This is a genomic window from Hyphomonas sp. GM-8P (genome assembly GCF_003263315.1).
Classification (GTDB): domain Bacteria; phylum Pseudomonadota; class Alphaproteobacteria; order Caulobacterales; family Hyphomonadaceae; genus Hyphomonas.
In genome coordinates this window covers 29,915-40,400 of sequence record NZ_AWFE01000074.1, presented here as the reverse complement: position 1 = coordinate 40,400, position 10,486 = coordinate 29,915, and the positions used below count along the sequence as shown (strand labels likewise).

Genomic DNA, 10,486 nt, shown 5'->3' with positions numbered 1-10,486 from the left:
CCGCCCAATCCGGGCGGCCTTTTTGCTTTGGAGTGGCTGTCCGGATCGCCGGATTACTTGCCCGGCTTTGGCAGGCGGATGAAAGAGGCCAGGAAGGCGGCAGCTGCGAGCTGGACGCTGATCGCGACGGAGGTCAGCGACAGGGAAAACCAGCGCAGGGTCGAATTGCCAACAATGTCGCCGAAACCGGAAGCGGCCCAGCCGGAGAAGGCAGCGCCTGCACCGGCGAGGCCCGCAAGACAAAGCACGGCTGCCAGCTGCAACTGACGCTCCAGCGTGAGGAAGGGCAAGATGCGATCGAGGTGCTTCGACTTCGGCAGGACGCCGAACTCACCAGCATAGACCCGGGTCAGCAACGAGAAGGTCAAAAGCTGGATGCCGAGGATCACCGAGAAGCAGGAGGCGACAAGCGTCAGCAGGTCCAGCCGTATGCCGGCAATTTCCAGCGGACCGCCGATCAGGGCGGCAATGCCGACAAGGCCCGCGCCGAGCAGGGTCGAGCCCGGCACACCGAACAGCCATTTCGGGCTATGCAACAGAAGGAAGCGGAGATGGCGCCAGCCATCGCGCCATGTGCGCAGGTGAGGGGCCCGTGACCGGCCGTCCTGCGACAGGGTGGTCGGCACTTCGCGGATGTCGAGATCATTGAGGGACGCCTTCACCACCATCTCGCTGGCGAACTCCATGCCGGGACTCGAGAGTTTCAGGTCGCAAATGGTGTCGCGGTTGAAACCGCGCAGGCCGCAATGGAAGTCGCCGACCGGGATCTTGAAGAACAGGCGACCAATGAAGGACAGGACAGGGTTGCCGAGCATCCGGTGGAGGAAGGGCATCGCGCCGGGGGCGATGCCGCCCTGGAACCGGTTGCCCATGACCAGCTGGGCCCCTTCACGCAGTTCCCACACAAATGCGTCGAGACTGGAGAAATCATAGGAATCATCGGCGTCGCCCATGATGACATACTTGCCGCGGGCCGCACGGATCCCGCCGATCAGTGCTGCTCCATAGCCGCGTGCCGAAACTGGCTGAACCCGGGCGCCTTCTGCCTTGGCAATTTCGCGGGAGCCATCGGTGCTGCCATTGTCGGCGATGAGGACTTCGCCCTTGATTCCCGAGCGTTCGAGATAGTCGAGCGCCTTGCGGATGCAGGACGCGAGAGTTTCAGCCTCATTCAGGCACGGCATGAGGATGGTCAGCTCGAGATCCCGGGCTGTCTGGCCTTCGAATTCCGACCGCAGATGCTTCAGCAGTTCGAATGCGCCAACGCCCTCTGCCGGTTCCGGAGCGTGTTCCGGCCAGTTCGCTTCGATTTTTCTGACTGTATTCATTGTCTGCCCTGCCATCCTGTTTGTCCCGACCGTCTCAGGAATCCGGAAAATTTCGGTGAAGATTGCTGGAAACGCCTGACGATTTCCTTGGAATCTCTTCGGATTCCGGTCCGGATCCGTTAACCACGTTCGGAACCTGCTTCACCCTTGCTTCCGGGCAGCAACATTGGCCGTGGGGAAGGGGGCGTCTGTGGGGGGGGCTAAACCGCCCGTGGCCACTGCAGATCAACAGCAAAAATAAGCGGGGCAGGAGTTGACGGCGCGGTGACTATCCCATAGACCGCCCACTTCGCCGGGATGGCAGCGCTTTTTATCAGCGAACGCTCCCTCGAAACAGACAATTCAATCCCACGGACGCCCGGGCGCATGCTGATTTGCCCACGGGCGGATGTGTTTTGTGCGGACGGACCGAGACGATGGAACGACAAAATATCCGGATCAGGCTGAAAGCCTTCGATCACCGCGCCCTCGACATGTCGGCGAAAGAGATCGTGAACACGGCAAAGCGCACGGGCGCTGAAGTCAAAGGCCCGATCCCGCTGCCGACACGTATCGAGCGCTTCACCGTGAACCGCTCGCCCCACATCGATAAGAAATCCCGCGAACAGTTCGAGATCCGCACGCACAAGCGCATCCTCGACATCGTGGACCCGACCCCGCAGACCGTCGATGCCCTCATGAAGCTCGACCTGTCCTCCGGCGTTGGTATCGAAATCAAGCTTGAGGGAGGCCGTTAATGGCTCTGCCAGCAGCCCGTACCGGCGTGCTTGCCCGCAAAGTCGGCATGACACGCGTATTCGATGACCAGGGTCGCCACGTCCCGGTGACCGTTCTGTCGCTCGACGGCTGTCAGGTCGTCGGCGTGCGCACGGAAGACGAGCGCACCGTCACCACCAAGAAAGGCGGCGAAGTCACCCGCACCGACGGCTACAAGGCTGTCATCATGGGTGTCGGCGACAAGAAGGCAAAGCGCACGACCAAGGCGCTGCGCGGCCAGTTCGCGAAAGCCGGCGTTGCGCCGAAGCGCAAACTGAAAGAATTCCGCGTCTCTGGCGACCTGCCGGAAGTTGGCGCGACTGTCCTTGCTGACCACTTTGCTGTTGGCCAGAAAGTCGACGTTGCTGCCCTGACGATCGGTAAAGGTTTCTCCGGTGCCATGAAGCGCTGGAACTTCGGCGGCCTGCGCGCCACCCACGGTGTCTCGATCTCTCACCGTTCCCACGGTTCAACTGGTGCAAACCAGGATCCGGGCCGCGTGTGGAAGGGCAAGAAGATGGCCGGTCACTACGGCGTTGAGCGCGTGACCACCCAGAACATCGAAGTCGTTCGTACGGACGTTGATCGTGGCCTGATCCTCGTGAAGGGCGCTGTCCCGGGTCACGATGGCGCGTTCGTCGAGCTCCGCGACGCTGTGAAGAAGGCTCCGCATGCCGATACGCCGGCGGCCGGTTCGTTCAAGGCCCCTGAAGGCACCACCAATCAAGAGAGCGCCGAATAATGGAACTCGCAGTCAAAACCCTGGCCGGCAAAGCTGCCGGCAATATCACGGTCGACGATGCGATCTTCGGTATCGACGAGATCCGCGACGACATCCTGCAGCGCACCGTTCGCTGGCAGCTCGCTCGCCGTCAGGCCGGTACGCACAAGACCAAGTCGCGTGGTGAAGTGAACCGCACGACCAAGAAGTACATCCGCCAGAAAGGTTCCGGCGGCGCACGTCACGGTTCGCGTAACGCTCCGATCTTCGTCGGTGGTGGTATTGCTCACGGCCCGCGCGTCCGCAGCCACGCCCATGACCTGCCGAAGAAGATCCGCAAGATGGCTCTGGCCCACGCGCTCTCTTCGAAAGTGAAGGGTGAGGCGATCCTCGTTCTGGACGAAGCCGTGCTGACCTCCGCCAAGACCAAGGAGCTGGCTGGCCAGTTCGCAGGTCTCGGTATCGAGAACGCGCTGATCATTTCGGGCTCTGCGGTTGACGAGAACTTCGCCAAGGCGGCTCGCAACATCCCGAACATCGACGTGCTGCCGGTTGCCGGTCTGAACGTTTACGACATTCTGCGCCGCAAGACGCTGGTCATCACCAAGGAAGCTGCCGAAGGTATCCAGGCACGCTTCGACGGATCGAAGGAGGCCTGATCGTCATGGCTGACGTGCAACCCCACCACTATGACGTCCTGCGCCGTCCTCTCATCACCGAGAAGTCGACGCTGGTCGCTGAGCACAACAAGATCGTGTTCGAAGTCGCCATCGATGCCGACAAGAAGCAGATCAAGGACGCTGTCGAGGCCCTGTTCAAGGTCGACGTGACCAAGGTCAACACGATCCTCCAGAAGGGCAAGACCAAGCGCTTCCGTGGCTATGCTGGTCGTCGCAACGACATCAAGAAAGCCATTGTGACGCTTGCTGAAGGCCAGTCTGTCGACATCACGACAGGCCTGTAAGCGGGAAGGACGAATATTATGGCACTGAAGACATTCAATCCGACTTCGCCCGGCCGCCGCCAGCTCGTTCTGGTCGACCGTTCCGAGCTCCACAAGGGCAAGCCGGTCAAGGCACTCACCGAGGGCCTGACCAAGAAGGGCGGACGTAACAACAAAGGCCGCATCACGGCACGCCGTATCGGCGGTGGCGCGAAGAAGCTGTACCGCAAGGTCGACTTCAAGCGTAACCGCTGGGACATTCCGGCGACCGTCGAGCGCCTTGAGTACGACCCGAACCGCACGGCCTTCATCGCGCTGATCAAGTATGAAGACGGCCAGCTGTCCTACATCATCGCGCCGCAGCGCCTGGAAGTCGGCGACACCGTCGTCACCTCCGCAACGGCTGACATCAAGCCGGGCAACACGCTGCCGCTGAAGAACATTCCGGTCGGTACGATCATTCACAACATCGAGCTGAAGCCGCAGAAGGGCGCCCAGATGGTCCGCTCCGCTGGCACCTACGCCCAGCTCGTTGGCCGTGACGGTGGTTATGCCCAGATCAAGCTCACCTCGGGCGAGCTTCGCATGGTGATGGACACCTGCCTGGCGACGGTCGGTGCTGTGTCCAACCCGGACAACATGAACCAGGTGCTCTCCAAGGCTGGCCGCAAGCGCCACCTCGGCAAGCGCCCGTCTGTCCGCGGTGTCGTGATGAACCCGGTCGACCACCCGCACGGTGGTGGTGAGGGTAAATCTTCCGGCGGCCGTCACCCGGTGACGCCGTGGGGTAAGAAGACCCGTGGTCCGAAGACCCGCAAGAACAAGGCTACGGATCGTCTGATCATCCGTCGCCGTAACGCGAAACGCTAACAGGAGCCACGAGACATGCCACGTTCTGTCTGGAAAGGCCCGTTCGTCGACGGCTACCTGCTGAAGAAGGCAGAGGAAGCCCGTTCCTCTGAGAAGCGCACCGTGATCAAGACCTGGTCGCGCCGCTCGACGATCATGCCCCAATTCGTTGGCCTGAATTTCCAGGTCCACAATGGCAACAAGTTCATTCCCGTCACCGTGTCGGAAGAGATGGTGGGTCACAAGTTCGGCGAATTCGCTCCGACCCGCACCTACTACGGCCACGGCGCGGACAAGAAAGCGAAGAGGAAGTAAGCCATGGGAAAGGCCAAGAATCCTCCGAAGCAGGCATCGAACGAAGCACGCGCTGTTCTGCGCATGTACCGTTCCAGCCCGCAGAAGCTGAACCTGCTGGCACAGCAGATCCGCGGCCTTCCGGTCGAGCGGGCTCTGGCGGAGCTGCAGTTCTCGCCGAAACGTCCGGCCAAGGATGTTCGCAAGCTGCTGCAGAGCGCGATCGCGAATGCCGAGAACAACCACAACCTCGACATCGACAGCCTGGTCGTTGCTGAGGCCCACGTTGGCAAGAACCTGGTGATGAAGCGTATCCGGGCCCGCGCCCGTGGCCGCGCGGCACCGATCCAGAAACCCTTTGCGCAGCTCACTATTGTGCTGCGTGACACGAGCATGGAAGCGGAGGCTGCCTGATGGGTCAGAAAGTTAATCCGATCGGCCTGCGTCTTGGTATCAACCGGACGTCTGACAGCCGCTGGTACGCAGACAGCGCCGATTATGGCCGTCTGCTGCATGAGGACATTGCGATCCGCAAGGAGATCCGCAAGCGCCTCAAGCAAGCCGGCATCTCGAAGATCATCATCGAGCGCCCGCACAAGAAATGCCTCATCACGATTCACACGGCTCGCCCGGGTCTCGTGATCGGCAAGAAGGGTGGGGACATCGAGACGCTCCGCAAGGACCTGTCGAAGATGACCGACGACGAAGTCCGCGTGAACCTCGTCGAGATCCGCAAGCCGGAAATCGACGCGACGCTGATCGCTGACGACATCGCCCGCCAGCTCGAGCGCCGGGCATCGTTCCGCCGCACGATGAAGCGCGCCATTCAGTCCGCGATGCGCCTCGGTGCAGACGGTGTGAAAATCATGGTTTCCGGCCGCCTTGGTGGCGCCGAAATCGCCCGCACCGAGAAGTATGCTGAAGGTTCCGTGCCGCTGCACACGCTGCGCGCCGACATCGACTACGGCACTGCCGAAGCCGAAACCACCTATGGCATCATCGGGATCAAGGTCTGGGTCTACAAAGGTGAGATCCTGGAGCACGACCCGATGGCACAGGACAAGCGCCTGGAATCGTCCGGCCAGTCCCGTGCACGTGCAAATGCTAACCAGCGCGGCCCGGCAACGGGCGCACAGACCGCCGGAGCATAGAGATGCGTCAACCGAAGCGAACCAAATTCCGCAAGGCCTTCAAGGGCCAGATCCGCGGGAACTCCAAGGCCGGTTTCTCGCTGGCATTCGGCGAGTTCGGCCTGAAGGCACTCGAGCCGGAACGCGTCACCGCGCGCCAGATCGAAGCAACCCGCCGTGCCATTACCCGCGAGATGAAGCGTCAGGGTAAGGTGTGGATCCGCGTTTTCCCGGATGTGCCGGTGTCGGCCAAGCCGATCGAGGTGCGTATGGGTAAAGGTAAGGGCTCCGTGGACCGTTGGGTCTCCCGCGTTGCCCCGGGCCGTATCCTGTTCGAGATCGACGGCGTGCCGGAAGACATTGCCCGCGAAGCCCTGCGCCTCGGTGCAGCCAAGCTTCCGATCAAAACCAAAATCATCAAGCGTATTGAGGGGATCTGATCATGGCTCGCAAGACCAAAGCACGCCTCGACGACTTGAAGGCGAAGTCGGCTGACCAGCTCAAGGACGATCTGGTCAAGCTCAAGAAGGAACAGTTCAACCTGCGTTTCCAGGCGGCTACCGGCCAGCTGGAAAAGACTTCCCGCGTTTCTGAAGTCCGCCGCGACATTGCTCGCGTGAAGACTCTGATGCGCGAGAAGGCTCAGGCAGGTCAGGCGTAAGGAGAGGGATCATGCCCAAGCGTATCATGGAAGGCGTCGTGGTCTCCGCCAAGCAGAACAAGACCGCAATTGTCCGCGTCGAACGGACTTTCACCCACCCGGTGATGAAAAAGATCGTTCGCCGCTCGAAGAAGTATCACGCTCACGACGAGGGCAATGTCGCCGTCGAAGGGCAGACAGTCACGATTCAAGAGTGCACGCCGAAGTCGAAGCTGAAGCGTTGGGAACTCGTTACCGGCGAAGGGAGTGACGCATGATCCAGATGCAGACCAACCTGCGGGTGGCTGACAACTCCGGCGCGCGCCGCGTCCAGTGCATCAAGGTGCTGGGTGGCGCAGGCCGTCGTTATGCCTCCGTCGGTGACGTGATCGTGGTCTCCGTGAAGGAAGCGATCCCGACCGGCCGCGTGAAGAAGGGTGACGTCCGCAAGGCCGTCGTCGTTCGCGTGGCAAAAGACATTAACCGCCCGGACGGCTCCACCATTCGTTTCGACACGAACGCTGCCGTCCTGATCAACAACAATGGCGAGCCGATCGGCACCCGTGTGTTCGGCCCGGTTCCGCGTGAACTGCGCGGCAAGAACCAGGTCAAGATCGCCAACATGGCCCCGGAGGTCTTGTAAGATGGCTGCGAAGATCAAAAAAGGCGACACGGTTGTCGTGATCGCTGGCCGCGACAAGGGCACCACGGGCGAAGTCCTGAAGGTGATCCCGGATGAGAACCGCGTCGTCGTGCGCGGCGTGAACGTTGTGAAGCGTCACCAGAAGCCGTCCCAGATGGATGCCGGCGGTCTGAAGACGTTCGAAGCACCGCTTCACGTCTCGAACGTGGCGCTCACCGATCCGCGCGATGGCAAGGCTGTCCGCGTGGGTTTCAAAACCGACGAGCATGGTCGCAAGACGCGCTATGCCAAACGCTCTGGGGAATCCATCGATGTCTAAGGCATACGAACCCCGTCTGAAGACGAAGTACCGCGAGCAGATCCGCACCAAGCTGCAGGATCAGTTCAACTACTCGAACCCGATGATGATCCCGAAACTGGACAAGGTCGTGATCAACATGGGCGTCGGCGAAGCTGTTGCGGACTCCAAGAAGATCAAGTCGGCCCTGGCCGAGCTTGAGCGGATCGCCGGCCAGAAGCCGGTCGCCACGAAGGCCCGCAAGTCGATCGCAGGCTTCAAGCTCCGCGAAGGCATGCTGATCGGCTGTAAGGTGACCCTGCGCCGCGACCGCATGTATGAATTCCTCGATCGTCTGACCAACATTGCCCTGCCGCGCGTGAAAGACTTCCGTGGTCTGAACGGCAAGAGCTTCGATGGTCGTGGCAACTACGCCATGGGTCTGAAGGAACACATCGTGTTCCCGGAGATCAATTACGACGAAGTCGATGACATCCGCGGTATGGACATCATCGTCTGCACCACCGCCGCAACGAACGAAGAAGCCAAGGCACTCCTCGCGGAGTGTGGCTTCCCGTTCCGCAACTAGCGCCCAGGAGACTGCTGATATGGCAAAGAAGAGCGCAATCGAGAAGAACGCGAAACGCCAGAAGCTGGTGGAGCGCTACGCTGAGAAGCGCGCGAAGCTGAAAGCGGCGGCGATGGATGAGAACCTGTCGCTGGAAGAGCGCTACAAGGCCCGCCTGAAACTGGCTGAGCTGCCGCGCAATTCTGCACCGAACCGTGTTCGTAATCGCTGCGAGGTGTCCGGGCGTCCGCGCGGTTACTATCGCAAACTTAAAATGTCGCGGATCGCGCTGCGCGAGCTTGGCTCGAACGGTCAGATCCCCGGCCTCGTGAAGTCCAGCTGGTAAGAGAGGAGGGTACACATGAACATTTCTGATCCCCTCGGCGATATGCTGACCCGCATCCGCAACGCTCAGATGCGCGGCATGTCTACAGTTGTCACTCCGGCTTCCAAGCTCCGGGGCCGCGTTCTGGAGGTTCTCCAGTCCGAAGGCTACATCCGTGGCTACACGGAAATCGAGAAAGACGGTCACAAGAACCTGGAAATCGAGCTCAAGTATTACGAAGGCCAGCCGGTCATCTCGGAGATCAAACGTGTCTCCAAGCCCGGCCGCCGCGTGTACTCTTCGGTCTCCGACATTCCGCTGGTGCGTAACGGCCTCGGCATCTCCATCCTTTCGACTTCGAAAGGTGTGATGTCCGATAACGTCGCCCGCGCCGAGAATGTCGGTGGCGAAGTGCTCTGCCGGGTCTTCTAGGAGAGCACCATGTCACGTATTGGAAAACTCCCGATTGAGATCCCAGCCGGCACCACGGTGACGGTCGAAGGACAGACGATCAAGGCAAAAGGCCCGAAGGGTGAACTCTCCCTGACGGTTGCCGAAGTCATCACGCCGAAACTGGAAGGCAATGAGCTGACCGTTTCGCCGCGCGAAGACATCATGAAGGCTGCCAACGATCGCATCGAAGCCGAGAAGGCCCGGGGCAAACGTCCTCCGACGCTCGCTCAGGCCATGGATCCGGTTGCCCGCACCCAGTGGGGCACTGCACGTTCGCGCGCTGCCAACATGGTTGAAGGCGTGTCGAAGGGTTACGAAAAGACGCTCGAACTGGTCGGCGTCGGTTATCGTGCCCAGATGCAGGGTAAAGATGTGAAACTGGCCCTCGGCTTCTCGCATGATGTGGTCTACGCGGCGCCTGAAGGCATCACGCTGTCTTCATCCAAGCCGACGGAAGTCGTCATTGCCGGCGCTGACAAGCAGGTTGTCGGCCAGGTAGCTTCCGAGATCCGCAAGTACCGCTCGCCGGAGCCTTACAAAGGCAAGGGTATCCGTTACGCGGGCGAATATGTCCGCCGTAAGGAAGGCAAGAAGAAGTAACGCCATGAAAAGCTCACGCGAAAAGATGCAGCGCCGCGCCCAGCGGGTCCGCACCAAGCTCCGGAAGGTCGCCGAAGGCCGTCCGCGTCTGTCGGTTGCGCGCAGCCACAAGAACATCTCCGCCCAGATCATCGACGACGAGAAGGGCATCACGCTCGCTTCGGCTTCGACGCTGGAAAAAGACGTTCTCGGCGGTGCCAAGACCGGCGCTGACACGTCCGCAGCTGCGCAGGTCGGCAAGATCCTGGCAGAGCGCGCCAAGAAAGCCGGTGTTGAAGACGTTGTCTTCGACCGCGGCGGCTACATGTTCCACGGCCGGGTGAAAGCCCTGGCAGACGCCGCCCGTGAGGGCGGTCTCAAATTCTAAGGAGAGGCCCTATGGCTGAAGAAAGAGGAAGAGGCCGCCGGAATCGCGATCGCGACGAGGAGCAGTCCGAATTCGTCGACAAGCTGGTTGGCATCAACCGCGTCGCAAAGACGGTGAAGGGTGGTAAGAACTTCGGTTTCGCAGCTCTCGTCGTTGTGGGTGACCAGAAGGGCCGCGCCGGCTTCGGCAAGGGGAAAGCCCGCGAAGTGCCGGAAGCCATCCGCAAGGCGACGGAAGAAGCCAAGCGCAACATGGTCCGCATCCCGCTGCGCGAAGGCCGCACGCTTCACCATGACGGCAAAGGCCGTTGGGGCGCTGGCAAGGTCGTGCTGCGCGCAGCCCCTCCCGGTACTGGTGTGATCGCCGGTGGTCCGATGCGTGCCGTGATGGAAGTGCTGGGCGTCCAGGACGTCGTCGGCAAGTCGATCGGCTCCTCGAACCCGTACAACATGGTTCGTGCAACGTTTGATGCTCTGAAGGAACAGGCCAGCCCGCGTTCCGTCGCTTCCAAGCGTGGCCTGAAAGTTCAGGACGTGGTTGGACGCCGCACCGATGGTGCGTCGGAAGCCGGCGTCGTTGAAGCCTGAGCCTA

20 protein-coding genes are annotated in these 10,486 nt (G+C 61.1%); 19 read left to right on the top strand and 1 reads right to left on the bottom strand.

Annotated features, from left to right (window positions below):
- Positions 1 to 53 precede the first annotated feature (53 nt).
- Positions 54 to 1,328 (bottom strand): glycosyltransferase family 2 protein, encoded by a 1,275-nt coding sequence (locus HY26_RS11550; protein ID WP_233351608.1) that lies wholly within the window; start codon positions 1,326 to 1,328, stop codon positions 54 to 56.
- Between the two features lie 416 nt (positions 1,329 to 1,744).
- Between HY26_RS11550 and rpsJ the strand changes: the two genes are divergently transcribed.
- From rpsJ to rpsE, 19 genes are read left to right on the top strand one after another with little or no spacing between them, the layout of a single operon-like run.
- Positions 1,745 to 2,065 (top strand): 30S ribosomal protein S10, encoded by a 321-nt coding sequence (gene rpsJ / locus HY26_RS11545; protein WP_034765807.1) that lies wholly within the window; start codon positions 1,745 to 1,747, stop codon positions 2,063 to 2,065.
- A complete protein-coding gene (gene rplC / locus HY26_RS11540; RefSeq protein ID WP_034765808.1) occupies positions 2,065 to 2,826 on the top strand; it encodes a 50S ribosomal protein L3 in 762 nt (253 codons plus the stop codon). Before rpsJ ends, rplC begins: the two co-directional genes overlap by 1 nt.
- Positions 2,826 to 3,464, top strand: a complete 639-nt coding sequence (rplD, locus tag HY26_RS11535; RefSeq protein ID WP_034765809.1) for a 50S ribosomal protein L4 — start codon at positions 2,826 to 2,828, stop codon at positions 3,462 to 3,464. Before rplC ends, rplD begins: the two co-directional genes overlap by 1 nt.
- 5 nt (positions 3,465 to 3,469) lie before the next feature.
- Positions 3,470 to 3,769 (top strand): 50S ribosomal protein L23, encoded by a 300-nt coding sequence (locus tag HY26_RS11530; protein ID WP_034765810.1) that lies wholly within the window; start codon positions 3,470 to 3,472, stop codon positions 3,767 to 3,769.
- An 18-nt stretch (positions 3,770 to 3,787) separates the two neighbouring features.
- Positions 3,788 to 4,618 carry a 50S ribosomal protein L2 gene (gene rplB / locus HY26_RS11525; RefSeq protein ID WP_034765811.1) on the top strand — a complete coding sequence of 277 codons (831 nt, stop codon included), beginning with the start codon at positions 3,788 to 3,790 and terminating at the stop codon, positions 4,616 to 4,618.
- A gap of 15 nt (positions 4,619 to 4,633) precedes the next feature.
- On the top strand, positions 4,634 to 4,912 hold the full coding sequence (rpsS, locus tag HY26_RS11520) for a 30S ribosomal protein S19 (RefSeq protein ID WP_034765812.1): 279 nt from the start codon (positions 4,634 to 4,636) through the stop codon (positions 4,910 to 4,912).
- 3 nt (positions 4,913 to 4,915) lie between these two features.
- A complete protein-coding gene (gene rplV, locus HY26_RS11515) occupies positions 4,916 to 5,305 on the top strand; it encodes a 50S ribosomal protein L22 (RefSeq protein WP_034765813.1) in 390 nt (129 codons plus the stop codon).
- Positions 5,305 to 6,042, top strand: a complete 738-nt coding sequence (gene rpsC, locus HY26_RS11510; RefSeq protein ID WP_034765814.1) for a 30S ribosomal protein S3 — start codon at positions 5,305 to 5,307, stop codon at positions 6,040 to 6,042. Before rplV ends, rpsC begins: the two co-directional genes overlap by 1 nt.
- Before the next feature lie 2 nt (positions 6,043 to 6,044).
- A complete protein-coding gene (gene rplP / locus HY26_RS11505) occupies positions 6,045 to 6,461 on the top strand; it encodes a 50S ribosomal protein L16 (protein WP_034765815.1) in 417 nt (138 codons plus the stop codon).
- Between the two features lie 2 nt (positions 6,462 to 6,463).
- On the top strand, positions 6,464 to 6,682 hold the full coding sequence (gene rpmC / locus HY26_RS11500) for a 50S ribosomal protein L29 (RefSeq protein WP_034765816.1): 219 nt from the start codon (positions 6,464 to 6,466) through the stop codon (positions 6,680 to 6,682).
- 11 nt (positions 6,683 to 6,693) lie between these two features.
- Entirely contained in the window at positions 6,694 to 6,939 is a 246-nt protein-coding gene (gene rpsQ, locus HY26_RS11495) for a 30S ribosomal protein S17 (RefSeq protein WP_034765817.1), read from the top strand.
- Positions 6,936 to 7,304, top strand: a complete 369-nt coding sequence (rplN, locus tag HY26_RS11490) for a 50S ribosomal protein L14 (RefSeq protein WP_034765820.1) — start codon at positions 6,936 to 6,938, stop codon at positions 7,302 to 7,304. The genes rpsQ and rplN overlap by 4 nt, the downstream gene beginning before the upstream one ends.
- A 1-nt stretch (position 7,305) precedes the next feature.
- A complete protein-coding gene (gene rplX, locus HY26_RS11485; RefSeq protein ID WP_034765822.1) occupies positions 7,306 to 7,623 on the top strand; it encodes a 50S ribosomal protein L24 in 318 nt (105 codons plus the stop codon).
- Complete coding sequence (gene rplE / locus HY26_RS11480) at positions 7,616 to 8,170, top strand: 50S ribosomal protein L5 (protein ID WP_034765825.1); 555 nt, start codon at positions 7,616 to 7,618, stop codon at positions 8,168 to 8,170. Before rplX ends, rplE begins: the two co-directional genes overlap by 8 nt.
- 19 nt (positions 8,171 to 8,189) lie before the next feature.
- The gene (gene rpsN, locus HY26_RS11475) at positions 8,190 to 8,495 is read left to right on the top strand and encodes a 30S ribosomal protein S14 (protein ID WP_034765827.1); all 306 of its coding nucleotides are present in this window, start codon (positions 8,190 to 8,192) and stop codon (positions 8,493 to 8,495) included.
- Between the two features lie 15 nt (positions 8,496 to 8,510).
- Positions 8,511 to 8,906, top strand: coding sequence for a 30S ribosomal protein S8 (gene rpsH, locus HY26_RS11470; protein WP_034765830.1), 396 nt, complete (start codon positions 8,511 to 8,513; stop codon positions 8,904 to 8,906).
- Between the two features lie 9 nt (positions 8,907 to 8,915).
- Positions 8,916 to 9,527, top strand: coding sequence for a 50S ribosomal protein L6 (rplF, locus tag HY26_RS11465; RefSeq protein ID WP_034765833.1), 612 nt, complete (start codon positions 8,916 to 8,918; stop codon positions 9,525 to 9,527).
- 4 nt (positions 9,528 to 9,531) lie between these two features.
- Positions 9,532 to 9,894: a 50S ribosomal protein L18 gene (rplR, locus tag HY26_RS11460; protein ID WP_034765836.1), complete on the top strand. Its 363-nt coding sequence runs from the start codon at positions 9,532 to 9,534 to the stop codon at positions 9,892 to 9,894.
- Positions 9,895 to 9,905: 11 nt separating this feature from the next.
- Positions 9,906 to 10,481 carry a 30S ribosomal protein S5 gene (rpsE, locus tag HY26_RS11455; protein WP_034765838.1) on the top strand — a complete coding sequence of 192 codons (576 nt, stop codon included), beginning with the start codon at positions 9,906 to 9,908 and terminating at the stop codon, positions 10,479 to 10,481.
- The last annotated feature ends 5 nt before the right edge of the window (positions 10,482 to 10,486 follow it).

Excerpts from the sequence above, each read along its gene's own strand:
- HY26_RS11550 (WP_233351608.1), bottom strand. The coding sequence starts at position 1,328 with ATGAATACAGTCAGAAAAATCGAAGCGAACTGGCCGGAACACGCTCCG.
- rpsJ (WP_034765807.1), top strand. The coding sequence starts at position 1,745 with ATGGAACGACAAAATATCCGGATCAGGCTGAAAGCCTTCGATCACCGC.
- rplC (WP_034765808.1), top strand. The coding sequence starts at position 2,065 with ATGGCTCTGCCAGCAGCCCGTACCGGCGTGCTTGCCCGCAAAGTCGGC.
- rplD (WP_034765809.1), top strand. The coding sequence starts at position 2,826 with ATGGAACTCGCAGTCAAAACCCTGGCCGGCAAAGCTGCCGGCAATATC.
- HY26_RS11530 (WP_034765810.1), top strand. The coding sequence starts at position 3,470 with ATGGCTGACGTGCAACCCCACCACTATGACGTCCTGCGCCGTCCTCTC.
- rplB (WP_034765811.1), top strand. The coding sequence starts at position 3,788 with ATGGCACTGAAGACATTCAATCCGACTTCGCCCGGCCGCCGCCAGCTC.
- rpsS (WP_034765812.1), top strand. The coding sequence starts at position 4,634 with ATGCCACGTTCTGTCTGGAAAGGCCCGTTCGTCGACGGCTACCTGCTG.
- rplV (WP_034765813.1), top strand. The coding sequence starts at position 4,916 with ATGGGAAAGGCCAAGAATCCTCCGAAGCAGGCATCGAACGAAGCACGC.
- rpsC (WP_034765814.1), top strand. The coding sequence starts at position 5,305 with ATGGGTCAGAAAGTTAATCCGATCGGCCTGCGTCTTGGTATCAACCGG.
- rplP (WP_034765815.1), top strand. The coding sequence starts at position 6,045 with ATGCGTCAACCGAAGCGAACCAAATTCCGCAAGGCCTTCAAGGGCCAG.
- rpmC (WP_034765816.1), top strand. The coding sequence starts at position 6,464 with ATGGCTCGCAAGACCAAAGCACGCCTCGACGACTTGAAGGCGAAGTCG.
- rpsQ (WP_034765817.1), top strand. The coding sequence starts at position 6,694 with ATGCCCAAGCGTATCATGGAAGGCGTCGTGGTCTCCGCCAAGCAGAAC.
- rplN (WP_034765820.1), top strand. The coding sequence starts at position 6,936 with ATGATCCAGATGCAGACCAACCTGCGGGTGGCTGACAACTCCGGCGCG.
- rplX (WP_034765822.1), top strand. The coding sequence starts at position 7,306 with ATGGCTGCGAAGATCAAAAAAGGCGACACGGTTGTCGTGATCGCTGGC.
- rplE (WP_034765825.1), top strand. The coding sequence starts at position 7,616 with ATGTCTAAGGCATACGAACCCCGTCTGAAGACGAAGTACCGCGAGCAG.
- rpsN (WP_034765827.1), top strand. The coding sequence starts at position 8,190 with ATGGCAAAGAAGAGCGCAATCGAGAAGAACGCGAAACGCCAGAAGCTG.
- rpsH (WP_034765830.1), top strand. The coding sequence starts at position 8,511 with ATGAACATTTCTGATCCCCTCGGCGATATGCTGACCCGCATCCGCAAC.
- rplF (WP_034765833.1), top strand. The coding sequence starts at position 8,916 with ATGTCACGTATTGGAAAACTCCCGATTGAGATCCCAGCCGGCACCACG.
- rplR (WP_034765836.1), top strand. The coding sequence starts at position 9,532 with ATGAAAAGCTCACGCGAAAAGATGCAGCGCCGCGCCCAGCGGGTCCGC.
- rpsE (WP_034765838.1), top strand. The coding sequence starts at position 9,906 with ATGGCTGAAGAAAGAGGAAGAGGCCGCCGGAATCGCGATCGCGACGAG.